Annotated in this window: 26 protein-coding genes; 11 read left to right on the forward strand and 15 right to left on the reverse strand. The window is 57.2% G+C overall.

Annotation, left to right across the window (positions count from 1 at the left end; translation table 11 throughout):
- Positions 1-116: 116 nt before the first annotated feature.
- The 3 genes from BL107_RS10400 (at position 117) to cysK (ending at position 3,834) form a co-directional block, all read left to right on the forward strand.
- Entirely contained in the window at positions 117-1,295 is a 1,179-nt protein-coding gene (locus BL107_RS10400; protein WP_198002363.1) for a PLP-dependent aspartate aminotransferase family protein, read from the forward strand.
- Entirely contained in the window at positions 1,292-2,767 is a 1,476-nt protein-coding gene (locus tag BL107_RS10405) for a PLP-dependent transferase (RefSeq protein WP_009790309.1), read from the forward strand. The genes BL107_RS10400 and BL107_RS10405 overlap by 4 nt, the downstream gene beginning before the upstream one ends.
- Before the next feature lie 80 nt (positions 2,768-2,847).
- Complete coding sequence (gene cysK, locus BL107_RS10410; RefSeq protein ID WP_009790310.1) at positions 2,848-3,834, forward strand: cysteine synthase A; 987 nt, start codon at positions 2,848-2,850, stop codon at positions 3,832-3,834.
- Positions 3,835-3,906: 72 nt separating this feature from the next.
- Here cysK and queA read toward each other — a convergent pair whose 3' ends face one another.
- The 5 genes from queA to lipB all read right to left on the reverse strand — a co-directional run bounded on the left by queA (position 3,907) and on the right by lipB (position 9,576).
- On the reverse strand, positions 3,907-5,001 hold the full coding sequence (gene queA, locus BL107_RS10415; protein ID WP_009790311.1) for a tRNA preQ1(34) S-adenosylmethionine ribosyltransferase-isomerase QueA: 1,095 nt from the start codon (positions 4,999-5,001) through the stop codon (positions 3,907-3,909).
- A 5-nt stretch (positions 5,002-5,006) separates the two neighbouring features.
- Positions 5,007-6,347, reverse strand: a complete 1,341-nt coding sequence (locus tag BL107_RS10420; RefSeq protein WP_037988489.1) for a dihydrolipoamide acetyltransferase family protein — start codon at positions 6,345-6,347, stop codon at positions 5,007-5,009.
- Positions 6,348-6,400: 53 nt separating this feature from the next.
- Positions 6,401-6,844 carry a YlqD family protein gene (locus BL107_RS10425; RefSeq protein ID WP_009790313.1) on the reverse strand — a complete coding sequence of 148 codons (444 nt, stop codon included), beginning with the start codon at positions 6,842-6,844 and terminating at the stop codon, positions 6,401-6,403.
- 67 nt (positions 6,845-6,911) lie between these two features.
- Positions 6,912-8,849 carry an AMP-binding protein gene (locus BL107_RS10430; protein WP_037989023.1) on the reverse strand — a complete coding sequence of 646 codons (1,938 nt, stop codon included), beginning with the start codon at positions 8,847-8,849 and terminating at the stop codon, positions 6,912-6,914.
- 31 nt (positions 8,850-8,880) lie between these two features.
- Positions 8,881-9,576, reverse strand: coding sequence for a lipoyl(octanoyl) transferase LipB (gene lipB / locus BL107_RS10435; RefSeq protein ID WP_009790315.1), 696 nt, complete (start codon positions 9,574-9,576; stop codon positions 8,881-8,883).
- Between the two features lie 11 nt (positions 9,577-9,587).
- Here lipB and hpf point away from each other — a divergent pair, with 11 nt between their 5' ends.
- The 5 genes from hpf to BL107_RS10460 are packed head-to-tail and all read left to right on the forward strand — an operon-like array spanning position 9,588 to position 14,293.
- Positions 9,588-10,175: a ribosome hibernation-promoting factor, HPF/YfiA family gene (hpf, locus tag BL107_RS10440; protein WP_009790316.1), complete on the forward strand. Its 588-nt coding sequence runs from the start codon at positions 9,588-9,590 to the stop codon at positions 10,173-10,175.
- A 47-nt stretch (positions 10,176-10,222) separates the two neighbouring features.
- Positions 10,223-10,903: a deoxyribose-phosphate aldolase gene (gene deoC, locus BL107_RS10445; RefSeq protein ID WP_009790317.1), complete on the forward strand. Its 681-nt coding sequence runs from the start codon at positions 10,223-10,225 to the stop codon at positions 10,901-10,903.
- Positions 10,904-11,677: a DNA repair protein RecO gene (gene recO, locus BL107_RS10450; protein ID WP_009790318.1), complete on the forward strand. Its 774-nt coding sequence runs from the start codon at positions 10,904-10,906 to the stop codon at positions 11,675-11,677.
- 28 nt (positions 11,678-11,705) lie between these two features.
- On the forward strand, positions 11,706-13,085 hold the full coding sequence (locus tag BL107_RS10455; protein WP_009790319.1) for an MFS transporter: 1,380 nt from the start codon (positions 11,706-11,708) through the stop codon (positions 13,083-13,085).
- A gap of 32 nt (positions 13,086-13,117) precedes the next feature.
- Positions 13,118-14,293 carry a glycosyltransferase family 4 protein gene (locus BL107_RS10460; RefSeq protein WP_009790320.1) on the forward strand — a complete coding sequence of 392 codons (1,176 nt, stop codon included), beginning with the start codon at positions 13,118-13,120 and terminating at the stop codon, positions 14,291-14,293.
- On the opposite strand, the gene BL107_RS10465 is transcribed toward BL107_RS10460, so the two are convergent.
- From BL107_RS10465 to BL107_RS10475, 3 genes are all read right to left on the reverse strand, one after another.
- Positions 14,290-14,820 carry an isoprenylcysteine carboxylmethyltransferase family protein gene (locus BL107_RS10465; RefSeq protein ID WP_009790321.1) on the reverse strand — a complete coding sequence of 177 codons (531 nt, stop codon included), beginning with the start codon at positions 14,818-14,820 and terminating at the stop codon, positions 14,290-14,292. The genes BL107_RS10460 and BL107_RS10465 overlap by 4 nt on opposite strands.
- Before the next feature lie 67 nt (positions 14,821-14,887).
- Positions 14,888-15,307 (reverse strand): hypothetical protein, encoded by a 420-nt coding sequence (locus BL107_RS10470; protein WP_009790322.1) that lies wholly within the window; start codon positions 15,305-15,307, stop codon positions 14,888-14,890.
- A complete protein-coding gene (locus BL107_RS10475; RefSeq protein WP_037988491.1) occupies positions 15,307-15,867 on the reverse strand; it encodes an acireductone dioxygenase in 561 nt (186 codons plus the stop codon). Before BL107_RS10475 ends, BL107_RS10470 begins: the two co-directional genes overlap by 1 nt.
- Between BL107_RS10475 and cobI the strand changes: the two genes are divergently transcribed.
- On the forward strand, positions 15,851-16,645 hold the full coding sequence (cobI, locus tag BL107_RS10480) for a precorrin-2 C(20)-methyltransferase (RefSeq protein ID WP_009790324.1): 795 nt from the start codon (positions 15,851-15,853) through the stop codon (positions 16,643-16,645). The two genes, BL107_RS10475 and cobI, sit on opposite strands and share 17 nt — an antisense overlap.
- 4 nt (positions 16,646-16,649) lie before the next feature.
- Here cobI and proC read toward each other — a convergent pair whose 3' ends face one another.
- The 7 genes from proC to BL107_RS10515 form a co-directional block, all read right to left on the reverse strand.
- Positions 16,650-17,477, reverse strand: a complete 828-nt coding sequence (gene proC, locus BL107_RS10485) for a pyrroline-5-carboxylate reductase (protein ID WP_009790325.1) — start codon at positions 17,475-17,477, stop codon at positions 16,650-16,652.
- An 8-nt stretch (positions 17,478-17,485) separates the two neighbouring features.
- Entirely contained in the window at positions 17,486-18,052 is a 567-nt protein-coding gene (locus BL107_RS10490) for a cell division protein SepF (protein WP_009790326.1), read from the reverse strand.
- A 76-nt stretch (positions 18,053-18,128) separates the two neighbouring features.
- Positions 18,129-18,791, reverse strand: coding sequence for a YggS family pyridoxal phosphate-dependent enzyme (locus BL107_RS10495; RefSeq protein WP_009790327.1), 663 nt, complete (start codon positions 18,789-18,791; stop codon positions 18,129-18,131).
- A gap of 4 nt (positions 18,792-18,795) precedes the next feature.
- Entirely contained in the window at positions 18,796-19,062 is a 267-nt protein-coding gene (locus BL107_RS10500) for a PipX family protein (RefSeq protein WP_006169733.1), read from the reverse strand.
- Positions 19,063-19,077: 15 nt separating this feature from the next.
- Entirely contained in the window at positions 19,078-19,986 is a 909-nt protein-coding gene (locus BL107_RS10505) for an energy-coupling factor transporter transmembrane protein EcfT (RefSeq protein WP_009790328.1), read from the reverse strand.
- A 3-nt stretch (positions 19,987-19,989) separates the two neighbouring features.
- On the reverse strand, positions 19,990-21,357 hold the full coding sequence (gene der, locus BL107_RS10510; RefSeq protein ID WP_009790329.1) for a ribosome biogenesis GTPase Der: 1,368 nt from the start codon (positions 21,355-21,357) through the stop codon (positions 19,990-19,992).
- A 69-nt stretch (positions 21,358-21,426) separates the two neighbouring features.
- Positions 21,427-21,879: a DUF1823 family protein gene (locus BL107_RS10515; RefSeq protein WP_009790330.1), complete on the reverse strand. Its 453-nt coding sequence runs from the start codon at positions 21,877-21,879 to the stop codon at positions 21,427-21,429.
- 75 nt (positions 21,880-21,954) lie between these two features.
- Here BL107_RS10515 and dusB point away from each other — a divergent pair, with 75 nt between their 5' ends.
- A complete protein-coding gene (gene dusB, locus BL107_RS10520) occupies positions 21,955-22,971 on the forward strand; it encodes a tRNA dihydrouridine synthase DusB (protein ID WP_009790331.1) in 1,017 nt (338 codons plus the stop codon).
- Between the two features lie 442 nt (positions 22,972-23,413).
- Positions 23,414-26,299 carry a rhamnan synthesis F family protein gene (locus BL107_RS10525; protein ID WP_009790332.1) on the forward strand — a complete coding sequence of 962 codons (2,886 nt, stop codon included), beginning with the start codon at positions 23,414-23,416 and terminating at the stop codon, positions 26,297-26,299.
- Positions 26,300-26,346 lie beyond the last annotated feature (47 nt).

Consider the following 26,346-nt stretch of genomic DNA (forward strand, 5'->3'; position numbering starts at 1 on the left):
ACAATTACGTTACTAATTCGCATACATATCGATTCAATCTCGTGGATCGTTGCAATTCCCGCGATCTGGGCAGCGTCGATTCGTAGCCTGAGGTGGCCGCCGTGACTGACGCCGCTGTGACGAACCCGGTGTCCGAGCCTGGATCCAATCCCCCTGCCGTGGGAGTCAACACCCGGGTGATTCATCACGGTGAAGGCTTTGCTGGAGACACCGGGTCGGTGATGCCCCCGATCTTTCCAAGCTCCACCTTCGCCCACGGCAACGCTGGAGGCTTTGATTACACCCGCTCAGGCAACCCAAACTTTCGAATTTTGGACGGAGTGCTGAGTGCACTCGAAGGTTGCGACCACACAACTGTGTTTGGTTCTGGCGTCAGCGCAATCACAGCGGTGGTGTCGCAACTCAAGCAAGGAGACCTCGTTCTTTGCGAAGAGAACCTCTATGGCTGCACCGTCCGCTTATTTGAACAGGTGTTCGCCAAGTTCGGTCTACGAACGCAATGGGTGGACTTCACCGAAGCCAGTGCGCTCAACATTTTGCGCAGCAGCAAGCCAGCAATGGTGTGGATTGAAAGCCCAACCAATCCACTCCTCAAGGTGATCGATATCGAGGCCGTGTGCAGCGTGGCCCGTGAGTTCGCCATCCCCGTTGTCGTCGACAACACCTTCGCGACAGCTTTGGTTCAACGGCCCTTGGAACTCGGAGCGACGCTATCCCTCACAAGCACCACGAAATACATCAACGGCCACTCCGATGCCCTTGGCGGTGCCGTGTCGACCAACGACACCGATTGGCATCAAAAAATGGTGTTTTCGCAAAAGGCACTGGGCTTACAGCCCTCCCCCTTTGATTCCTGGCTCATCACTCGGGGGATCAAAACGCTTCCACTGCGACTGAAGCAACAAATGGCGAATGCCGCCGCTTTGGCTGATCAACTGGCGTTGCATCCAAAAGTGGCATGGGTGCGCTACCCCCACCGCAACGACCATCCTCAACACGCTTTAGCCCAGCGACAGATGAAGGGAGGAGGAGCAATCGTGACCGTGAGCTTCCAGGCCAACCAAGAGCAAACCTATCGACTCTGCAAGCAGTTGAACTGGTTCACCATGGCCGAAAGCCTTGGTGGCATTGAAAGCTTGATCTGCCACCCCGCCACCATGACCCACGCTGCCGTATCAGCTGAAGTGAAGGCCAAACTCGGCATCGACGATGGTCTGGTGCGCTTCTCCGTGGGCTGCGAAGACCTGGTAGATCTACAGGCCGACTTAGCGCAAGCCCTGGAGCTGCTGGCGTGAGCGAGCGCAACCTGCTGCAGGAGCCGTGCTGGCAGGGATCTGACCTTGGCCATCCTCTGCCCGATCACCCCCATGCCGTGTCGATGGCCCTGCCTCGATGGAGTGACGTGATCGCCTACGAAGAGCACGAACCCGCCTGCCGATCAGCACTCCAAACGATTTATCCGCGCTTTGGTCTGCACCCGTTCCTCCAAGAATTGGCCAGCCAAGTGAACAGCGAGGGCATCGGGGTGTGGCCCTTCGCCAGCAGGGCCGCTGCCCAGGCGGCCCTGCTGCATTGCCAAAGGAAATCGCCACAGTCGACGCTGCGCTTGGTGGATCAACAGAAGATCAGCTGTTTATGCACGGATGCCGCGGCCAACATCCATGCCAAAGCCTTTTGGCAGCACACCGGACTTGGAGCCTCATCGCGGCAGGCGGCCATTGCCCTTGGCCACGAATTGGCACCAGCACCCAATCAGGGGGAGCAAGCTCGACAACGCGTTCGACAACGGCTCGCCGCAATCCACCATTGCCCTGAAGAGCACATCAGCCTCGTTCCAGCCGGTATGGCCGCACTTCACGCTGGATTAGAGGCCGTTCAAACCCTGCGACCGGGCCGACCCACCTTGCAGTTGGGGTTTCCTTATGTGGATGTTCTGAAACAACCTCAGGTGGTGTTCCATGGCAGTGAGTTACTCAGAAGCACGGATCTGGGCGACATCGTCGCCACATTGGACCGGCTGGATCCCGCAGCGGTGATTGTGGAACTCCCCAGCAATCCGCTGTTGCGCTGTGTGGATTTAAGGGCAGTTGCAGAACTCGTCCATGCCCGCGGGATCCCCCTCATCGCCGACGACACAATCGGAACGGGGATCAACCTCGAGGCACTCCCCTACGCAGACCTGGTTTTCACATCCCTCACCAAAAGCTTTGCGGGACGAGGCGATGTGATGGCGGGATGCCTACTGATCAGCCCTTACTCGCAGTGGACATCCACCCTGCTGGAGGCCGTCGCACCAAGGGCGTCGCTGAGCGACGCCGATGCCATCGCCCTGGAACGAAACAGCCGCGATGTGAACGAGCGGGTGCCACGCCTGGATGCCAATTGCCTTGCGCTGGCCCAAAAGCTGGAAACGCATCCAGCCGTCAAGCGTGTGCTGCATCCCAAAGATTGCAAGAACTTTCAGGCCCTAAAAAAGCGCGGCGCCGGAGATGGTTGTTTGCTGAGTTTCGAACTGCATGCAGGCGAACTCAATGCCGAACGGGTATTCGACGCCCTACAGATTTGCAAAGGACCCAGCCTGGGCACCTCCTTCAGCCTGGTGTGCCCTTACACCCAACTGGCCCACTACGACGAACTGGACTGGGCTGAAGCCTGTGGTGTTCCAGCCCATCTACTGCGGGTTTCAGTTGGGCTTGAAGAACCAAATGAACTCTGGAGCCGCTTCCAAGAAGCCCTAGCCCATGCAACGGACCAACCCAAAGTCTGAAAATGCCGTTAACAACTGAAGTTTTTACGAGCCAAATCACTAAGTTGACGTCTTAGGGCCAATTCCAATACAGACGCGTTATGTCTCGCATTTACGACGACAACAGCCTCGCCATCGGCAACACCCCGCTGGTGAAACTGAATCACGTCACCAAAAACTGCAAAGCCACCGTTCTCGCAAAGGTCGAAGGACGCAACCCTGCTTACAGCGTGAAGTGCCGGATTGGCGCCAACATGATCTGGGATGCAGAAAAGAGCGGCAAACTCACCAAGGACAAGGTGATTGTTGAACCCACATCGGGCAATACCGGGATCGCCTTGGCCTTCACCGCTGCAGCGCGTGGCTACAAACTGATCCTCACCATGCCCGAGTCGATGTCGATCGAACGGCGACGCGTCATGGCGGTGATGGGAGCTGAAATCGTTTTAACCGAAGCGGCCAAAGGCATGCCGGGTGCGATTGCGAAAGCCAAGGAGATTGCCGATAGCAATCCCTCGAAATTTTTCATGCCCGGTCAATTCGATAACCCAGCCAATCCAGAGATCCACTTCAAAACTACTGGTCCTGAGATCTGGAACGATTGCGATGGTGCCATCGACGTGTTTGTGGCTGGCGTGGGCACCGGCGGCACGATCACCGGTGTATCGCGCTACATCAAAAATGAAGCCGGTAAAGCGATTGAATCCGTCGCGGTGGAGCCAACAAATAGCCCCGTGATCACCCAAACCATGAATGGTGAGGCGGTGAAGCCTGGTCCCCACAAAATTCAGGGCATTGGCGCTGGCTTCATCCCCAAGAACCTCGACCTCTCCGTTGTCGACAAGGTGGAGCAGGTGACCAATGAAGAGTCGATCGCCATGGCGCTTCGCTTAGCGGAAGAAGAAGGCCTATTGGTTGGCATCTCGTGTGGGGCTGCAGCCGCTGCGGCGATTCGCCTCGCAGAACAAGATGCTTATGCGGGCAAAACGATTGTTGTGGTTCTGCCCGACCTCGCTGAGCGTTATCTCTCCTCAGTGATGTTTGCCGAAGTGCCAACTGGAATCATCGAACAGCCCGTCGCGGTTTAAGTCAGCGCTGGCCCCTCAAGCCAAAGGTTTGGTTCGCCCTGCACGTTGTGCGGGGCTTTTTTTTGGGCACCGTCAATTCGGGGTAACGCCTGGCAACACAGCGTCCGGTGGAATCCACATGGCATCGCCATAGGAAAAAAACCGGTACTCGTGATCAATCGCCTCGGCATACAGCGCCAGCAATTTCTCCCGACCAATCAGTGCACTCACCAGCAGCAACAAGGAACTCTTCGGCAGATGGAAATTGGTCAATAAGCCCTGCACGACTGCAAAGCGATAGCCAGGCTGAATCACCAGGTTCACCGGTCCGGTGAATGGTTTCAGCACGCCCCCCTGCAGCTGCGCAGCCCCCTCCAGTGCGCGCACGCTGGTGGTGCCAACAGCGATCACGCGACCACGACACTGCTGAATCGCCTCCACCACGGACGCATTCACCTCAATCCACTCGCTGTGCAATTCCAGCTGCGTGAGGTCTTCTGTTTCCACGGGGCGAAACGTACCCAGCCCCACATGCAGGGTGATCCGGGCCAAGCCGACACCCTTGCGCTGCAAACCAGCCAACAGTTCATCACTGAAATGCAGTCCGGCCGTCGGTGCTGCCACGGCACCCGGCCGATCCGCATAACGCGTTTGATACCGCTCGGCATCGGCAGGATCATGACGGTCGATATAGGGAGGCAATGGCACTTCACCGCACTGATTGAGCAGGGCTTCGATCGACTCCGCATCCCTGCAATCCAACGGGAACTGCACAATCCGCCCCCCACTGGCGGGATCCTCATGAAGCACCCGCAGGGTGATCGCCGTGCCCTCAATCGTGAGCAGGTCGCCTGGACGCATGCGCTTCGCCGGGCGCGCCAAACAGAGCCATTGCCCCTCACCACGGGGCTCTAGCACCAACAATTCAGATGCCCCACCTCCAGAGCGCCGGACTTTGAGCCGCGCCTTAAGAACCCTGGTGTCGTTGACCACCAGCAAGTCACCTGGCCGAAGCTCCTCCAGCAGATTCCAAACTTTTTGATGGCGCACTGCCCGCACTCCATCGGCTTGGCCGGGGCTGATCAGCAGACGCGCGTCGTGGCGCGGCTCCACCGGAGCCTGAGCAATGCGCTCAGGCGGCAAGTGGTAGTCGTAACTGCTGAGCTGCTGATCGAGGGAATCCGGCACTCGGATTAGAGCGCCAAGCTCTCCGGACGGTTCTCAATCAAATCAGCCAAAGCCTTCAGAAACGAGGCTCCATCGGCGCCGTACACAACCCGATGATCAGCGGTGAGGTTCACCTGCATCTGACGTTTCACCGAAATGGAGCCATCCTTGCCAGCCACAACCATGGGACGCGAGGCGGCCACTGCCAAAATCGCTCCGGTGCCTGGCGGAAGGATCGCGTCAAAGCGGTCGACGCCAAACATGCCGAGGTTGGAGAGGGTAAATGTTCCCGTGCTGTATTCCTCAGGCAAAAGCTGCTTACTGCGGGATCGCTTCACAAGGTCAGCCCATTGGCGAGACATTTCATAGAGATCCGTGCGATCGGCTTGACGCAAAACAGGCGTGATTAAGCCCCCGTCTTCCATCGCAACAGCGACAGCCACATTCACGTCCGCGGGATAACTCATCCCAGCTGCGGTAGTTGCCGCATTCACCTGGGGATGGTGGGCCAGCGTCACGGCCACTGCCTTGGCCAAAAGCGCTGTCATCGTAACGCCCTTTGGCTTCACCTTTTTGTAAAACGCGTCCAATTTGTCGGTGGTGATCGTGTAACCGACGCGGAAGCAAGGCACAGCCAGGCTGGCTTCCATATTCCGGTTCACAGCTCCCTGCAGGGTGTTGAACGCAACCGTCTCCCCAGGACGGCCGAAGCTGTTGCCAGCCGGTGCTGAGGCTGCCGGTGCTGATGCTGAGGTAGCAGATCCTCCAACGGCTGGACCCGTCCCTTCCGCCACTCGCGGCACCGAAATGGGCTGCCCAGTGGCCTGTTCCACATCCTCGGCCTGGATGCGCCCGTGGGGACCGCTTCCACGAACCGTGGCGAGGTCGACACCTAATTGAGAAGCAAGCTTTTTGGCCCGGGGGCTGGCGACGATGCGACCGTCGTTCACAACGGGCGCTGCCACCACAGGAGCGGCAGCGGGTGCTGGCGTTGGCGTTGGCGCAGGAGACGGCATCGGTGCCTGAACCGCTGCTGGTGTGGGAGCTGGTGCTGGGGCAGGAGCTGGAGCTGCTGCAGCCACAGGAGCTGCTGGCGCGTTGGCTTTGGCGTCTGCAATCTCAGCTTCGGTTTCAACGATTAAGCCGATGGTTTCACCAACTGGTGCCGAGCTGCCAGCCGGCATCAGAACCGCGGCCAGAAAGCCGTCCTGAAACGACTCAACGTCCATGTCGGCCTTATCCGACTCCACCACCAGCACTGATTCACCACGGGCAACCTTGTCCCCAGGCTGTTTCAGCCACTCCACGATCTTGCCCTCCGTCATGGTGGAGCTAAGGGCAGGCATAAAGATGTCGTGGGTTGCCAAGACCGTCTCCGAGGGCTGATCAGGGCAGTTTACGAGTCAGCTGACGACTGGGATCAACCTTCTTCAATTGACTGCACAACACCATCACGAACAACGATGGCAACTTGCATTTTTTGCACGAGGTTGTCGCCAACCTTGAGCTCACAGGTGCTCTCTAACTGACCCTGTTCAACGATCTGATCCATCTCCAGTTCGCGGACCTGAGCCTGCTGCTGCAACAGGTTGCGCTTTTGCTCTTCGAGCTCTGCGCGCTTGGCCGCCACCTGTTGCTGGATCTGTCCCACTTGATCCTGAACCCTTGGATCCAGGGGGTTTGCACTCTGACGACGGACCTGATCCACGACGTCCTGACCCTCCTTTTCCAGCTGCGCCAGCTGCTGGTCAGCTGTCGCGATGCCATTGCTGAGCTCACGCTCGGCTTCTTCTTTCCAGGTCGGCGTCACCACGGCGCGCACCGTGATCGGCCGCTTGATGTTTAGGAACGTGCCGTCGGACATTGACTTCAAAAATTTGAATCAAGCGTCACAGGCGTTCATGCTTCGGTCAATCACCGGAGAACCGCCCCTAACGGCTGTATATCCCCCGGATCAGGGCGTTATCCCGGGCCGTGATTCGGTCGCGACGTTGCTTCAGGGTTTGCGTGAGTAAGCCGTTATCGATGGTGAAGGGATCAACCAAGGCAACGCCCGCCAGCCGCTCATCCCCACGAGCACCGACGCGCTGCTTCAACAATCGATTTCCTTCCTTCATCAGCAATCGGAGCAGCGCCTGATCGCCAGGCTTTCCCCCTAAATCGTTCGCAAGGCTGAGACCTTGCTGACCAGCCCAATCAACAATCACATCAGCCCGAGGCACGATTAACGCAGCCAATTGGCGCTCGTCCTGGCCCACCAGCATCACCTGTTCGATCAATGGGCTCGCCACCAGGACTTCCTCCAACGGTCCGGGCTCTATGTTTTCGCCACTGCTTAAAACGATCGTGTCCTTCGCGCGGCCGGTTAAAGCCACCGAGCCATCCGCCAAAAGCATCCCGAGATCACCCGTATCAAACCAACCTTCAGCATCTAGAACTTTTGCTGTGGCATCGGGTTTGCCCCAGTAGCCCCCCATCACTTGTGGGCCGCGCACCAGAACTCTCCCCCGCTCACGACAACCCAGCGACATTCCCGATTCAGGATCCACAACGCGAAATTCCGTGCCCGGCAACGGCAGACCCGAGCTGCCGCGAATGTTGTGCCAAGGGCGCCGACAACTGATCACTGGACTTGTTTCGGTGAGGCCATAGCCCACCAGTAGTTCAATCCCCACCGCTTCAAAAAACGCGTCGATGTGGGGGGCAATCGCCCCTCCTCCACTGATGGGATAAGCAAGCTGCCCGCCGCTCAACTGACGGCGCACCTTGGGCCACAACAAGGCCGATGCCAAAGCATGCAGCGGCCAGCGGAGGCATGCCACCCCAGCCGCCTGGAAACGTCCCGCCCAGCACACAGGCTCCAACATCAAATTGTTCGCCCGGCGCAGGGCTTGTCGCTGGGCGGAACTATTGCTGAGGGCCGCACGAAGCAACCGTTGCCGGGAGGGCGGAAACGTTTTAACCACATCTTCGAAGCCAGCCTGCACCGACTCCCACAGCCTCGGGACCGTAGCCATCGCAATCGGTTGCACCCTGGGCAAATCCTTTTTGAGCTGCTTAATCGTGGTGTAGGTCTGCGTGCAGGCACACGACAGAAAGTAGTAACTGGCACTGCGTTCATAGGCATGCCAGATCGGCAAAACACTCAACACCGGATCCCCGGGCTGGGGATAGGCCACACAGGCCAACGAGCGAATTTGGTGCAACAGATTGGCGTGCGTGAGCGGCACCCCTTTGGGCTGACCAGTCGTGCCTGAGGTGTACAAAATTGTGGCCACCTGGTTCGACCCGCAATCTCCGTCTCCATCAAGGGTCTGGGTGCGATTCACCGGAGCAAGGCCAGCCGCAGACGACAGCAACGCGTCCCAACCGATGAGTCCATCCACCGGCTCACCCTCAAGCTGCACCACCACCTTCAAGCGCGTTCGCTGCTCCGGCGTCAACGCCAAGCGGCTCCACAGATCAGCGTTCTGGACCACAAGAGCTGTGGCTTTTGAATCATCGAGGATGTAACGCAGCTCCTCAACCGGCGCCGATGCCCCGCGAACCGCATCAGCGGCACCACAACGCATGAGGGCTTGATCGGCCACCAACCATCGAGGACTGTTCTCGGAGAACAACGCCACAACATCCTTCTCTCGGACACCCTTGGCGTCGAACGCGGCAGCAGCTGTTGCGATGCGTTCGGCCAATTCACCAAAACTGAACCGTTCCGGATGGGTGGCATGGGGAGCATCGAGGGCGGTGATCGTTCCATGCCGATCCGCTAACCATGGCCACATGGCATCCACCCGAGTGAAGCTCTGGGTATGGCCATGACGTTGCAGCGACGTCGTTTCCCGAGCGGTAGGGGTCCAGCTGGCCGTCATCCGAGACGTTGCATTGATCAGCACAGGCGTATCACGCCTGCGGGGTCCACGCCAGGTGAAAGCGTGCGGCAAGGGACTGGCGGAGCAAAAGCTGAACATCGCTCACCTTCAGCCCAGGCAACCAATCGCAAAGTCGCCCGACCTGATGGCCGACCAATCCACAGGGTGTGATTTCGGCAAAACCCTCAAGGTCGCAATCCACATTGAGAGCCAACCCATGTTGCGTAATCCAACGGCGGCAGCCCACACCAATCGCCGCCACCTTGCACCCCTTTACCCACACACCCGTGAGGCCCGGCAAGCATTCGCCCTGGAGGCCTAGATCACCCAACACATCCATCACCACATGCTCCAACTGCCGCAAATACCAGTGGAGATCTGGTGTATGCCGTTGCAAATTCAAAACGGGATATGCCACCAACTGACCTGGCAAATGATGGGTGACGTCTCCGCCTCGATCAATGCGGTGCAACGGGGCCGGCGGTTCGTTGGGGTCGAAATGCAGGTGCTGGGTACTGGCACCCCGCCCAAGGGTGTAACAGGCGGGATGCTGCAGGAGCCAAACGGCTTCGGGCGCGGACGGCTCCTCGAGCAAGCGTTGTTGCCAGAGCTGCTGATCCCGCCAAGCCCGCTCAAACGGGATCTTCACGGATGGCTCAAAAAGAAATGCACCCGCAGGGTGTTCCGAAGAGCGACGCGTTACTAGCTTGCCGATATCCACCGGCACAGGTGCAAAGGATGAAGGTGCTGATCCATGGTCGCAACCTCGAGATCACTCCGGCGCTGCGGGAGTACACCAACACAAAATTGGAACGGGCCACGTCCCATTTTGGTGATGCCATCCGCGAAGCCGATGTTCACTTATCTGTGGCGAGGAACCCACGGGTTCCCCAGCAAACCGCAGAGGTGACTGTGTTTGCAAACGGCACGGTGATTCGTGCCCAAGAGCGCAGCGAAAACCTCTACGCCAGCATTGATCTCGTCGTCGGCAAGCTGGCGCGACAGCTGCGCAAATGGAAAGAGCGTCATGCGGATCACCACCACAGCCACGGCCATAGCGCCAGCCTGACGCCCAGTACCGAAGAAGTCAGCGATGAGAGCGTCGTTGAGGGCTCACTCGTCGATGGAAAGGAGGCACAGCTCCCCGAGCCAGGCGTGCGACGCAAATACTTTTCAATGCCACCGATGACACTCGATGACGCTCGGCATCAACTGGACGTGATCGATCACGATTTCTATCTGTTCAAGGACAGTGCAACCGGTGCGCTGCAGGTGATTTATCGCCGAAATCACGGCGGTTATGGCGTGATCCAAGCCCGGGATTAGCGGGATTTGCGGAATTCAACAGTGAGCACACCCGCCTGAGCCCTGTCATGGCCGCCACTACCAAGGACCTTCCGGACTTACCGCCCCTTCTTGATCAGGCCATCCTCGATCCCTTACTGAACGACGAACAACTCCATGAGTTGTGCGACGCCAGCCGCCAGGGAAATGTTCGAGCCATCTGCACAAACCTGCAGCAGTTACCAGTGCTGCGTCAGCGATTGGGAGCATCAGAAAGGGGGCCAAAATTAATTGCAGCAATCGGGTTTCCATTTGGAGCCCTGCCCGCTGAACTCAAACAGGCCGAGGCGGAATGGGCCGCATCCCAGGGTGCCGAAGAGCTGGATGTTGTGCCTGATTTCCGAGCACTCGCCAATGGCACGATCACGGCCTTTGCCGATGAAATAGGCGCGCTTTGTGGCCTGGGATTACCGCTGAGGGTGGTCCTCGACATGGCCCGATTGACGGAGGATCAACTCGCCCTCGCGGTGGAAGCAGCGATCGATGCCGGCGCCACAGGCGTACAAACCGGCAATGGCTTCGGACCGGCCTGTCACCCGGAGCAGGTGAAGCAGCTCGTGGGGCTCTGCCGAAAACGCTGCGCCATCAAAGCCGCCGGTGGCATCCACAGCATCGATCGCGTAACGGAACTGATCGAAGCCGGTGCCGATCTGCTGGGGACCAGTAGTGCGCCCCAATTGCTTCAATCCCTCCGCCAACCAATGGGTTAGATGGCGGAGCGACGCTTGGAGGGTTTAGCCCTAAAAGTGGGACCGCTTGGGGAACACGACCGTCTGCTGAGCCTGCTCAGTGATGCAGAAGGGCTAACCCGATTTGCCGTACCTGGCGCACGACGTCCCAAAAGCAGCTTGGCCGCCGCCGCCCCGCTCACCCTGCTGGAACTCCAGGTGGGTGGGCGCAGCGGTCTTGGCCGGGTTCGCCAATTGCGGGTGCTGCGCAGCTTTTCAAGGCTGGGACAACGTTTGGAAACCCTGTCAGCTGCACAAGCCCTTTGCGATCTTTGCCTGCAGTTGGCAGCTGACGACCCAGTGAATGGCCTGCTGAGCACGGTTCTACTCCACTTGGAACGCTTGGAAAGCCATGCCGACGATGCTGATCTTGTGTTGGCAGGCACCGTGCAAGCCTCGATTCACCTGCTTACCCTCGGCGGCTACGGCCTACCCATGCAAACTTGCTGCCTGAGTGGTGCACCGCTCGACGCACCCTTAGGCCAGTGGGACTGGCGCTGCAGCCTGTTGCCCGAAGACGGATTCGCCATCGATTCCCAACCGAATTCGGCCATCGAGCTCAACCCATCAGAACTGGCCCTGCTGCAGCGACTCGTACGAGCCGATTTGCCACGGCGACAGGACGGAGAACTGATGGGGCCCCAGCGGGTTTGGCTGCGTTTACTCAGGGTCGTTGAACTTTGGGTGCGCACCCACTTAGCGCACCGCAGTCGAGCGCTCGCCATGCTGCGCGAGGCACTGATTACGCCGGCATAAGCCATCATGGCCGCGACGCATTGACTCCTTGAGCGGCCCAAGCCTGTCCACCCCAGAACCCGCCCTGCCCACCGGCAGCAACCCGGAAGGCAAGCGCGGTATCCAGGCCGTGATGGCATTGGGCGATTTCCGCAAGCTTTGGCTGGGTCAAATTTTTTCCCAACTGGCGGACAAGTTTTACATCGTGTTGATGGTCTTTTTGATCGATCAACACCTGCTGGTGATGGGTGGTGGAACCGGGGTGCTGGCAGATATGGCCTCCGATTACGGATTGGATATCAGCACCCGAACCAAAGTGATCACCCTGTTGGCCACAGGCATTTTTGTTGCCAATACCATTCCCGCCATGGTTCTTGGAACCCTGGCGGGCGTTTGGGCCGACCGTTGGCCCAAACGGCGAGTGATGGTGGCATCGAATGCGCTGCGAGCTCTCCTGGTGGTGTTCGCACCCCTGTTTCTTCTTCCTGGTCCCCAGTGGCTTGGGCTGCCATGGGGATACTGGGGTTTGGTGGGGATGACGTTTCTTGAATCGATCCTCACCCAGTTCTTTGCACCCTCCGAGCAAGCGGCGATTCCTGTCTTGGTGCCGAACCAACACCTCCTGGCAGCCAATTCCCTGTATCAAGCCACAAGCATGGGGGCAACGATCCTGGGATTCGCCCTGGGGGAACCAATTCTCCGGGCACTGCATCATCTTTTCGCCTTCGCTGGTATTGATGGCGGTGAATTTGTTCTGCTTCCGCTTTGCTACGGCCTTGCAGCTCTGAGCCTGGCGCGGTTGTCCTTGCGAGAGGCACCGAAGCCACCTCCAAAAACGTCGGTTTGGGTCGAGATTGGTGAGGGGCTACAAGTGTTGCGTCAGGTGCCCTCCGTCCGTGGAGCGATGCTGCACTTGGTGCTTCTTTACAGCCTGCTCGCAGCCCTTTACGTACTCGCGCTGCAACTCGCCGCCCTGATCGCCAGTCTCGGGCCGTCTGGTTTCGGCGCGCTCCTTGCCATGAGCGGAGTGGGCATGGCCATCGGTGCCATCGTGATTGCGCAAATGGGACATCAGTTCAGCCGACGCCGCCTCACAGCCTCAGGTCTTGGCACGATCACGTTCACGCTTGTGCTCCTGAGCCAACTGCGTGGATCCCTGATCTTCACCTTGACCCTCTGCGGGATCTTGGGCATTGGAGCCGCCCTGGTGGCCATCCCTGCCCAAACCACCATTCAGGAAGAAACCCCCGAGGCCGAGCGCGGCCGCGTTTTCGGGTTGCAGAACAATTTGATCAACATCGCCTTAAGTCTTCCCTTAGTGCTGGCGGGCACCCTCGTGAGCAGTTTTGGCTTAAAACCAGTGTTGTTGCTTCTTGCCGGACTGGCCCTCATCGCGGCGTTACTCGAGAAGCCATGGCAACGCTGCTAACTTTTGCTGTCACCTGAGGAGGATCATCCCGGTTGGTGCAAATTGCATGGCTTGGAAAGAAGTCGCCCTTTTGCGGGAACGTCTCCTACGGGCTGAGCACCACTGAGGCGCTCCGCCAACGCGGCCATCAAACTCATTTCATCCATTTCGACACCCCACTCAGTCCTGAGCGGGGTACAGCGTCTTTGCTGGGAAATGATCCAGATGTGAGCCTGCCGTACTTGGTGAAATCCCAGGTGTACACAATCCCCTCCCTCGGCGCACAACGGGAACTTCGGGACTCTCTTGAGCGGATCAAACCCGATCTGGTCCACGCCAGTCTCACGTTGTCCCCCCTTGACTTTCGTCTCCCTGAGCTGTGTCAGCAATTGGGGGTTCCTTTGGTGGCAACCTTCCATCCCGCCTTTGATGCCGATGCTGGGTTACGCAACCTGTCAGCCGGCACGCAACAGCTCTCGTACCAGCTCTATGCACCCTTCCTCGCTCGTTACGACAGGGTGATCGTGTTCTCGAAACTTCAGGCTGACATCCTGATCAAGCTCGGAGTCCCGGCAAAGACTCTCTCCGTTATTCCCAACGGTGTCGACACCGCTCGTTGGTCTCCTGCCGGTCCGAGCGCGAATGCGCTGTTGCAAAAAAACGTGCGTCAACGGCTCGGAGGCGAGCGAATTTTTCTCTATATGGGACGACTCGTCACCGAGAAAAACGTTGAAGCACTGCTGCGGGCGTGGCGCTTGGTCTCGCCCGAGGGCTGTCGCTTGGTGGTGGTTGGTGACGGACCACTCACTAGCAACCTGCAGAACCAATTCAGTGATCCACAGATTCTCTGGTGGGGTTACGAGCCCGATCTGGACACACGGATCGCCCTACTGCAGTGCGCTGAGGTGTTTCTCTTGCCAAGCCTCGTCGAAGGTTTATCCCTCGCCCTACTCGAAGCGATGGCCACGGGAACGGCATGCGTCGCCACCGATGCTGGTGCCGATGGAGAAGTCTTGGCGGGAGGCGCCGGAATTGTGATGAGTACCCAGGGGGTGACCACCCAACTCCGTACGTTGCTGCCGGTGCTTCGAGACCAGCCCGTACTGACCGCGGAACTCGGCCGGCGGGCCCGCGAAAGGGCCCTCGAGCGCTACACGATCGGCACCAACATTGATGCGATTGAAAAGCTGTATCGCGATTTACTCGACGACTTCAGGGTCGCCGCCTAGTCATTAATTGCACTCCAGTCCAACCCTGGCCAATGTTTAACAATCGCTGGGGTTGCGGCGGCATAGGCGACATAGTCGGGATGCAGCTGGCGCAAACCCAACTCTTCAAACCGCGCCTTACCGCGTAACACCAGCGCCAAGGCAAGAAACAACCCGAGATGGACAAGGCTGCCTGTGGCTACAACCACCCCGAGGGAACACAGCAAAACCGCCTGATACATCGGATGTCGGCAATGGCTATACACCCCAGTGCGAATCAGCTGATTGTGCTGCTTTGGCACCGGTAGGGGCGACAGGCTTGCGCCAAGCGAGAGCAAGGACTGAACCGCCCGAATCAGACCCAAGGCCAACAGAAAAAGACCAAAACCAAACAACAGGCGTGGCCAACTCACGAGTCCCCAAAACGCTGGAGCAGGCCAAACGGGCAAAAGATGGGCGGTAATTAAGACCAACTGAGCCGCCAGCCACCATTCGCCACGGCGATTGTCCAACCAACCGGCCCAACTCAAACCCCAACCGGAAAACATCGGAACGCATCCACCCCTGAGCGGAGATTACGCATCAACCCCACGATCAAGACCACCTTGGCTCGATTTAGAGCTCATGACGAAGCAAGGCGTGCGCCGCTTCTTCATGCTGTGGATCCAGGCTGCAATCCGCATCGAGCAGCGCTTGGAACCGGGGACTCACCGCCTCCACCAGAGGGTTCGTCAAAACGGCCGGATCAATCCCCAAATCCTGGAGAGTGATCTTGAGAGCTTGAACAGCCTGAGGCGGACGCAACGATCCCTTCTGCACGAGGCAAAGGCTATGGGCTTGGGCCATCGCGGCGTAAGCACGGATTCGTTGCGCCAAAATCACCGTCGCAACACGACGCTGCACCGCCGGAGACAAGGCGTTTTGCTCCGTCCGGCCAGGCAACCCAATCACAGCCGAAGCAGTAATCAATCCAGCAGTGATCAATCCCACAGGCACGACAGAACGGAGCCTCCAAACTTTGAAACCCTTCTCCATCAATCGAGTTTGGGGAAGCGTTCTGAGATTTTATTCCCGGTAAATGTTGCCACCCAACCCACCGTGTTGTTGAACCAGCGAACTGCACAGAACGCTGGCTGGCTTCCCATATCAAACCAATGCTTCGTACCAGCCGGAACCCGGATCAAATCCCCCCGTTCACACAGGGTGAGCAGCACCTCAGCACCGAGATGCAGACAAAACAACCCACGTCCTTCCACAAAAAATCGCACCTCATCTTCTGCATGGGTGTGTTCCGCGAGAAATTTGGTGCGCAAGGCAACTCGCTCGGGGTGATCGGGGGTCATCCGAATCGCATCAACAGTGGCGTAGCCGCCGTGCCGCTTCACTCGGGCAATCTCGTTGGCGTAGGCATTCAGAATCAGCGCCTGATCGGCTTCAAGGGGCAACTCCTGCAGCGCAGGCCATTGCTCGAACCCGATCCCACGCTGGGCGAGTTCAGCCTGAATCTCAGCGGGAGTTTCCGTCACCAATAGCGGTGTTGGCGAGCTCTGATCCATCGACGTCGATCCATCTGGAAAGATGCTGAGACGACTCATCGCCTGGCTCCCGGGCATTCCACTACTGACCATCATCGATCCCAAGTACCCAGGGACGCTGACGCTTGTGGGGGTCGGCCCCGGCAATCCGTCCCTGTTAACGCTGGCCGCAGTGCATGCCATCGAAACCAGCGATGTGATCGCTTACCCCGTGGCTCGTCCAGCAGCGCAAAGCATGGCCGCACGCATCGCCGCCCAGTGGATCCGCGACGACCACACGTGTCTGCCCCTTCTCTTTCCGATGGTGGATGGGGCTGAACCCAGGCGAGCGGCGTGGCACGCCGCGGCCGACACCCTGCAAAAGCTTGTCACCGAAGGGAAACACATTGCTCTGCTCTGCGAAGGCGATGCCTCCCTATTTGCCACGTGCAGCTACGTGCTGATGGCCTTGCAACAACAATGGCCCCACTGCCCCTGCAATGTGATTCCCGGCATCTCGTCGATTTCAGCGGCGGCGGCAGCTGGTCTTTGGCCACTGGCCCTCCAGCAAGATCAACTTCTGGTGAGGCCTTGTCCAGAAAGTCCTACTGAATTCACGACCGAGCTGGACGAGGCGAAGGAGAGGGGGCGTGTCTTGGCCCTTCTCAAATTGGGCCATCGCTGGGAGTGGGTCCAACCCTTACTGGATGAACGCAAGTTGCTTGGGAAAGCTCTGTTCGCCGAAAAGGTGGGATGGCCGGACCAGCAGATCCAACCGGCAGACACTGTGGCTCCAAGCCAGCGGCCTTACTTTTCCCTGCTGTTGATTCGTCAGGCTTGGCCTGACGTCCTCCCTTGAGCCATCAGCCCAGTTGACGGCTGCGCTCCGCTGCCGCCATCACCGCCTCGATCAAGGCAGAGCGCAAGCCTGCTTGCTCCAACTGTCGAAGGCCAGCGATGGTGGTGCCACCAGGGGAAGCCACCATGTCTTTGAGTTCGCCGGGATGCAACGCCCGTTGATCCAGGAGTGCCGCCGTTCCCGCCAGCGTTCGATGGGCTAACCGCTGGGCTAAATCCCGCGGCAAACCCGCCAACACAGCCCCATCAGCCATGGCTTCTGCCACCAAGGCAATGAAGGCTGGGCCGGATGAGGTGAGCGCAAGAAAAGCATCAAGCTTGGACTCGGGAAGTTCCAGAACTTCCCCGACATCGGCAAACAAGTCATGAACTCGGAGACGCTGCTCCGCATTGACCCCATCTCCCCAAGCCAGAGCTGTCAAGCCAGCTCCCACCAACGCGGGTGTATTCGGCACAGCCCGCACACAGCGATGCCCCGGGAACAACCGTTGCAATCGATCGAGGGGTACACCTGCCAGAACAGAAATCAACAGGGGCTGGTCCTGCACGGATGCACTGGCTTGCGCCACCACATCAAGCTGCTGGGGCTTCACAGCCAGGAGCTGCAATGGCGCCCTCCAAACATCGACCGCAAGTGAATCCGCTGCAGCTACAACATGGACGCCTTCAGGCAGCTCAGTACGACGCAACGATGCCGTCGTCTCTGACCCCACCACAGCCAAGAGCTGGTTTGGATCGAGTTGGCCCTTGGCCAGAAGTGGAACAACAAGAGCCTGGGCCATACGACCCAGGCCAATCACTCCAAATGCAGGCTGGATGTTGTTCGTCGGCACAGAAGAACTCAGAGAGCTGCGGCGCCCCAGGCGGGAGAGGGGGCTGAAGCGGATTCCGACGGCTCTGCCACATCAATCTCTCGGCTTACAACCGTGGGAGAAGACGTTTCGTCCTGAGTCGCATTGGTCACCGTGACGCAGCTCGGAGCAAACAGAAAAATGCTCTCACCAACGCGTTCTTGATGGCCATCAATGGCAAATGTGCCACCTGCCACAAAATCAACCGCCCGCTGAGCTTGGTCGGGTTCCATCATGGTGAGATTCAGGATCACCGTCTTGCGCTCACGCAGCGCTTGAATCGCCCGGGGCATCTCATCGAAGCTGCGGGGCTCCATCAGGTTCACTTCTGCCGCAGCGGTGCTGATCCCTGGCATGCCAATCACATTGGATCCTGGCAGATCTCCACCCAGGTCGAAGGGGTTGCTGTCACCGAGGGTGGCTAACGCCCCACCATCGGCCTGCATGGCACGTTGGTCCTGATCCTGTTGCTCATCGTCGTAGGCGAAATCATCGAGTTCACCATCGAGATAGTCGTCACCAGCGACAACGGCACGAAGGCGGGAGATCAGCGACACCTTAAAAATCCTCTCGGGCTGAAACTTGGTTGAACAACCATGTACCTGGATACCGTTTCAGCCGCGACCGGGCAAGTCAGCCCGCACCAGGTTTTGGCACATCCCGTTGGCCAAACACGGCAGATCCCAACCGCAACCACGTACTCCCGGCCGCAACCGCCTCTGTCCAATCCCCTGACATTCCCATGGAGCAGTCCGGCAATCCCAGTTGATCGGCCAGGGATCGGCACTCAACAAACAAGCTTTGACGCTCCTCTCCCTCCAGGCCGAGTGGAGCCATGGTCATCAACCCCATGAGCCGCAAGGATGGCAGTGCACACAACTGGGGCCAAGCCGACAGCAGCTCGGACGGCTCCATCCCCCCCTTCGTTGGATCCTCGCGGAACTTCACCTGCAGCAACACATCAGGACAGCACCCCTCCTCAACTGCAATCCGCGACACCCGCTCTGCCAGAGCGAGGGAATCCACCGAATGGATCACAGAAAACGCTTTCACAACGCCACGCACCTTGTTGCGTTGCAAGCGACCGATGAAATGCCACTGCAGTTTTAAATCCGAGAGCAAGGCCTGCTTTTCAACAGCCTCCTGCAACCGACTTTCACCAAAGGCTTGTTGACCCAATGAAGCAACAGCACGAATCGATGCGGCAGGGTGCCCTTTACTCACCGCCAACAAACGGGCCCTCGGGGGCAGCTCCGCCGTCACTGTGGTCCAGCTTTCAGCCAGAAAATCGGTCAATGGATCAGATGAAGGTTTGATCAAAGAGTTGGCGCCAACTCACCAAATCGTCCGAGCCATCCCGCCGACATCGGCTGATGTTCACCTCGGCGTGATGGCGGGCATCTCCATAGGGGACCACCTCGAACTGAGCACCACGCGGTTGCAGTGTGACCAGAAAGAACATGCGCTGGGCGTACAACGTGGCGTACACATCACGTCCTTCACCCGCCGGAGCGACCCGATAGAGCATCCCAAATGTGGGATGGTTGAGGTAGCGCTCGGAAGCCATCGCTACAAAGCCAAGTTAAAGAGCACCGTACTGACCACGCAGACCCATTACCAATAGCAGGCCCATAAGAGCGAGGGCATTGAGAAGGGGCGCAGGCCTCTCTGCTGGCAACCGAAACCGCGATGGACCCAAAATCCGCCCACCTCTGGCCACCAAGGCATCAGCACCTTGTTCCGCCCGCAACAAAATATTGGCAAGAAGGCGTTCGCCCACAGCAAGCACAATCCCAAAGCCCGCCTTGAAGCCCAAGGTGCGCAAATTCACGGCTCGGCTTGCCATCGAACGAAGCAGGTTTTGAAGCTCCTCCTGAACGAGTGGCAAAAAGCGCAGCGCCAACAACAACTGAAATCCCAGCTTCTCAACCGGGAGGCCAAAGACTGCAAAAGGCCTGAGATACCAACTCAGCCCCCACACAAGATCCTCTGGGGTGGTAGTGATCAGCACCAGGTTGACGCTATGGATCACGGTGAAAACCAAAGTCGAGGTGCGTAACCCCAGCTGAGCTGAAGCGCGATCCACCACAAGCGGACCCAGACTGAAGTTGCCCCATTGCAGCGGTCCAAACCTGATCAAATCCCAGCTGGGCCCATCGGTCGCAGCATCGGGTAGCTCCAAAGGGTTGCGAAGGGAGAACACCGCTGGAGGATCCACCGCAGGGAGCAGCATCGACAGCGAACCCACGGCAAAGGCCAACAGCACCAGCACCAGCAGTGATCGCCACCAGAGCTTGCGGGGCAAACCGCTTAGGGCTGTGATCACGAACAAACTCAGCACTAAGCCAATGCGCCACCAAGGACCGGCCAAGACTGGCGTCAACAGGAAAACGAGGGACCACGCCAGCTTCAGACGGGGGTCTAGACGCCGAAGCCAACCTTCAGAGCCATCGACGTACTGCCCCATCGGGATCTGACGCAACCAGTCCATTGCTCAACCCCGGCGGTTCTGTTGACGGGCCAACTCTTTTTCAGCATCGCGTTGCTGCTTACCTCGCCAAAACAACTTCAACGGTGTTCCGTCAAAGCCAAGGCCTTCGCGAATGTGCCGTTCCACATAACGGCGGTAGGTGTCTCCGAATAATTTTGGATCGTTCACGAACAAGGTGAAGCTCGGAGGCCGACTGGCCACCTGCGTGCCGTAATACAGCTTTCCCTGCCTGCCGCCGCGGGTGGTCGGTGGTGAGCGCCAACTCAAGGCCTCTTTCAGCACCTCATTCACCACAGACGTGGTGACACGACGGCGATGCTGCTCCACCGCCAAGGCAGCCAGAGCAAAGATGCTCTCCACCCGTTGTCCAGTGAGGGCCGAGGTGAACAGCATCGGAGCCCAATCGAGAAAATAAAGCTTGGCCCTCAACTCTTTTTCCGTCGCGGACATGGTGTGGCTGTCTTTTTCCACGGCATCCCACTTATTCACCACAACAACACAAGCGCGACCGTCTTCCTCGATCCGTCCGGCCAAACGCTGATCTTGTTCCGTGACCCCATCGAGGGCATCAATCACCAATACACAAACATCACTGCGTTCAATCGCCTTAAAACTTCGATTAATTCCAAAATATTCAGGGCCATAATTAACACTGCGACGGCGACGGATTCCCGCCGTATCCACAAGCCGCCAGGGGCGATTTTCCCGAACAATATTGGTATCAATGGTGTCGCGCGTTGTGCCTCGGATCGGGCTCACAATGGCGCGCTGCTCCCCACAAATGGCATTTAGAAGGCTGGATTTGCCAACGTTCGGGCGTCCAATAATTGACATCTGAATCGGCTCTTCTTCATCACCTTCCTGATCCTTGGGTGGCAAAAAAGTGAGGACCTTATCCAAGACCTCAGCGGTGCCTGCTCCATGAATCGCTGAAATGGGATAAGGCTCCCCAAGTCCCAGCGACCAAAATTCAGCTGCCATCGCGAGTCCCTGCTCGACGGACTCGCATTTGTTCACCGCCAATAATGTGGGGCAGCGCTGCTGTCGCAAAAATTCCGCAATGGATTCATCCGCCGCGGTGAGTCCTTGTTTGCCATCAACAATCACCAAGGCGACGCTGGCCTCATCCAAGGCCAATGCAGCTTGCTCACGAATCTCAGGAAGGAATTCGCTGTCGTCGTCAAACACCAACCCACCCGTGTCCACCACCTTGAACTCACGATCACCCCAGTAACCGTCTTGATAGGTGCGATCCCTCGTCACCCCAGGCTGGTCGTGCACGATCGCCTCACGACTTCGGCAGAGCCTGTTCACCAGGGTGGACTTGCCAACGTTGGGGCGTCCAATGATTGCGACGACAGGACGCGCCAAGGAGCTTGATAGAGATCAATCTTCGACCCTACAGACCCATCGAATCTTGATTCTGCAGCGGTTTTGATCTCATGAAATCGGGAGATCTCCCGGATGCCCTTTTACGGGATCACTGGGGACCGGCATCTCCTGGGCCAAAGGACCAAGATCCGGCAAAGGCTCCCCCCGCTCGGCGAGCCATGCCAGCAACCAACTCACCGCAGTAGCGCGGCGGGTGCGACGGGGGTACAACCCACCGATTTTGTATCCAGCAAAACCCAGCTGTTCTTTTAAAAGCTGTTTGAGAGGCTTGGGAATAGAGCGGGTTAAACGAACAGAGGCTGGGCGCTGAGCAATCAATTCAGGGCCAAGTGGAAAAGCATCAGACCAATCCTTGGATGTGGAGGGACCGGCATGCCATTGATCACCCTCGGGGAGATATCCCAGCCGGGCCCAGATGCATTCACAGACGAAACGATCGGTGCAACGATCCTCAAGAATCTGTTGCAGTAGTGCGCGACTCACAGGCCAAAGATCACCCATGGCTGACGAAACGGAGCGGAGTGTTCTTCATCATCCCCAAGCCCTGAAAAAAACACACTTAACCAGGCTCCATTGATGTTGAAAGCTCTGAACCATGGCCTGCAAACCCCCATTCATCTATCTGGCAACGGCACCGGCCGTCAGCTTCATTCGCGGGTACTGCAATCGCCCTTAGCTGGTGTGACCGACAAGATTTTTCGGGGCTTGGTGCGGCGATGGTCTCGGGATTCCTTGCTGTTCACTGAAATGGTGAATGCCACAAGCCTGGAGCTCGGCCACGGTTACGGAAAGATGGACGACCTCCTGTCAGAGGACGGCCCAATCGCGGTTCAACTTTTCGATCACCGTCCTCAAGCGATGGCCGATGCAGCCCGGCGCGCAGAGCAGGCCGGTGCATTTTTAGTCGACATCAATATGGGCTGTCCCGTCCGCAAAATCGCGAAAAAAGGTGGTGGCTCAGGGCTCATCCGTGACCCGGATCTCGCCACTCAGATCCTGGAGGCTGTCGTTGAAGCGGTATCGATTCCGGTCACCGTCAAAACTCGCCTGGGTTGGTGTGGGAGCAATTCGGACCCGATTACTTGGTGCCGACAACTTCAAAATGCTGGCGCCCAAATGTTGACGCTGCACGGACGAACACGGGAACAGGGGTTCAAGGGCCAAGCCGATTGGAATGCCATTGCGGCGGTCAAACAAGCCTTAACGATTCCCGTGATTGCCAATGGAGATATCAACAGCCCCACGGATGCCCTTCAGTGCTTAGACGTCACTGGAGCCGATGGCGTGATGGTGGGTCGGGGAACCATGGGGTCACCCTGGCTCGTGGGACAAATTGAAGCCGCATTTATGAATCGCCCCATTCCTGCGACTCCAGATAGTGGCGCCAGACTTCACTTAGCCAAAGAACAGTTGCACGATTTAGTGTCATCCAGAGGATCCCATGGCCTCCTCATCGCACGAAAACACATGAGCTGGACATGCACTGGGTTTCCAGGGGCATCACAACTCCGCCATGCCTTAATGCGCGCACCGACTCCAAATGATGCCTACCAACTACTCGACAAGGCCATCAACGATTTAGAACAGCTTTGAGCATAACAAGACATCAAATCCGGAAGACTATTCAATAACAATCCTACAATGATAACCAATCACAATCACTTTGAACTCACTACTTCGAATTCAAATCGGGCTTACACAATACAAAAACAAAGAAATTAAATAAAAGTTCAGCCAGCACGAACCACAACTCCATACATACTCTGAGGCACAACAACCACCTGGCTAGGTACATAAGCCAGACGGACATTACGATTAGATATTTAGGTTAGATTTGCATATTTTGATGATACTTTGTGCTCAACAACTGCGCATTCTTCCCCTGGTCAGGGCTATCCCCAAGGGAGTCGTTCCAACTACCCAAAATGTTGTGACCAATCTCTGGTAGTGCTTCCTTTTTTGAATTTATGCGGGAAACCAACGCACGGTTTCTAACCAGGCGTTGGTCGGTTTGACTAGGGGCTGCCCCAGGCGAATGGTGCCCATCGCAAAACCTTCCAAGCGGTCACTGACTCAGGCTCTACGGCAGGTCGTTGAGCGGGGCTTTGGACTGGAAGGCTTACAGGCCAGCTTGGCGGTGCGCAATCCAGACTTACCCGAAGCTTGCCTCGATCCTCGGCTCATCCCGATTCCCCTACTGGTGAACCCCCAGAACTGGTCACCACGAGATAGCGGGATTGATGAAAAAGCCCTGCTTCAAGCCCATCCAGATCTCATGTGCGCAACAACGCTTGTGAGATCTGGGCGACTCACCCAGATCATCCGTGGAGAGGCATGCCTTTATACGGATCTACCTCCCATCCATTTGCAGGCCTATCTCGATGGTCTCCGTCCTGCCGCCAAAAAAGAACTTCAACGTCGGCACTTATCTGCCCTGGAACACCTAGCCACCCTCGGCAGGGAACGGTTCCGCCATGGACGGGCTCTCGGAAAAGATCTCGACCGTTACCAACCGGAAGCGGATACGGCCGTTCAAACCGCGACTCCAGCTCAAAATCCATTGCCAATGGTGCTGGTGGTTTTAAATCCGGGAGCTCGTCCAGCCAACAACACAGCAAACAAAACCAGCACCGTTGGATGGAGCCAGATCATTCATGGGCAACTCGACGAGCTCAGCTCGGTTTGGTCGGCACTGCCTTCCTCCAACAACGCCCTCGTGAGCTTTTGCCATGGCACTGACCACTTGGCACCAGAAGCACCACAGCTGCTGAGTCGAGCCGCCGAAGCTTCACCTAACGCTGAGTTATTCAGCTCCGATGAAACATTGCAGTGGAGTTCCGATCCGGCACAACCCCCTGGCAACCGTCAAAACCGCGTATCCGCCCTGCCTTGGCGCATGCTCACCCGGGGTTGCATCGGTGGTCTTTTAACCATTCGACTAAGCCGGTTGCTCCAATTAGAGCTCCCGAAGCAACGGTTATGCCTGCACAACCTGATCCTGGATTTAAGCCTACAAGTCGGTGCACAAGGCCAAAGATATGAGCACTTATCACAAGCTTTATTGAGCCGAAATATCACAACAAACCCCACCATTCCCGATGTGGCATCCCCCCGAGATCGTCTAGTTTTCAGTGCTCCGCAATGCCAGGAAGCCCTCAACATCACTCGAGAACATGGAGCTCATTTCCTGATAACTGGCGGGTCCATTACGGCCCATCCCCGATGGGCCGGATGCCATCAAGTGCATTGGACTCCTCCAAAGAACACACTTGTTTCAATCCTGATTCCCTTTCGCGATAGCGCGTCACTCACCAAAGTTTGCGTGGAATCGATTCGCCGTTGTGCTGGAACGATTCCCTTTGAATTGATTTTGATCGATAACGGCAGCACAGAACCAGAGACGCTGGCCTGGCTGAATGAACAACAGATTCAGATAGATACAACCGTAGTACGCATAGATTGCGATTTTAATTATGCGCAGATTCATAATTATGCGCGCCCTTACTGCAAGGGAACACACCTCTTACTTCTCAATAACGATATCGAAGTTCGCTCTAACAATATTCTTCAAAAGCTGCTTGATCCATTTGCCATTCGCCACACCGTGGCCGTTGGTGCTCGCCTGCGGTACCCCAGCAACAGCATCCAACATCACGGGGTCGTACTCATCAAAGGGGAACGACGCTGCGTCTTGGAACCCGGCAAACACCTCTGCGAACCTAGCGTCATTGATATGTTCACTCCCTTGGGAGTGCAGGAAGAGTGGATGGCAGCCACTGCTGCCTGCTTGCTGCTGCGAAGCGCTGATTTTGATCAAATTGGTGGGTTCGATGAACAACTCGCGGTGGTTTTCAACGATGTAGACCTATGCCTGCGATTACGCCAACTGGAAGGCTCTGTTGTTGTGACGCCATTTGTTGAAATTATTCACCACGAGTCGGTCAGTCGTGGCAAAGATCAATCGGGAGAAGCACTAGCTCGACATCAACGCGAGTCGGGTTACTTCCGGCACAAACATGCAGAGCTCTTTCAAACCGGAGATCCACTATTTAGCCAACGCCTCCATCCCCATAGCAACCGCTTCCAAGCTGAAGATCCCGCACCCCATTCGTCTGGCCCCGTGAAGACTCAGCAGATCAGTCAATGGAAACAACGGGGCTGGCAACCAAACAACAACAAGCCTTTGATTGTGATGGCCCATTTTGATCCATCCAATCGCTTACGCCCAGATCTTCTCAATCTTTTGGAGAGTTACGCCAAATTTGGAGATGTCGTATTGGTCTCGGCCTCGCCAGGCCTCCGATGGCACTGGAGAACCATGCGAAGGCTCAAACAATCCTGCCGCGGTATTTTAATTCGCCGCAATGAAGGATATGACTTTGGCAGCTGGATGGCAGCCCTACGCTGGCTGAAAAAAGACCTAAAACATATCCAACAACTCATTCTTACAAATGATAGTTTTTGGGGGCCAATCACCCCCCTAGACGACCTATTTGAACGAATAAAATCTAGTGATGCCGACATCATTGGCCTTACCGACGATCAAATGTATACGCCACACCTTCAATCTGCTTTCCTAGCTTTTCAACAACCCGTCATTCAAAGCGAAGCATTTCAAAATTTTTGGGATCAACTAAAGTCATGGCCTCGCAAGCGTGATCTGATCAAAAAATATGAGGTTGGTCTACCAGTTCTCCTGCAACAATCCGGATTCAAAACCGAAAGCCTCTATACACAAAATGCCAACGGAAATATTTTGCATACAGCTTGGCGAGAATTGATTGAAACAAAGAATTTTCCTTTTTTGAAAGTTTCACTTCTGAGAGACAATCCTACTAACCAAGATATTTATGCCTGGGAGCAGGTGATCTCTGAGCGGAATCCCATCTTGGCCGCTCAAATCCTCTCCCAACTCCAATAGCCGGAATCCTGAATCTCCTGAGGCGGACAAGCACGCCAATGAGGGAA

This window comes from Synechococcus sp. BL107 (assembly GCF_000153805.1).
In the GTDB taxonomy this organism is placed as follows: domain Bacteria; phylum Cyanobacteriota; class Cyanobacteriia; order PCC-6307; family Cyanobiaceae; genus Parasynechococcus.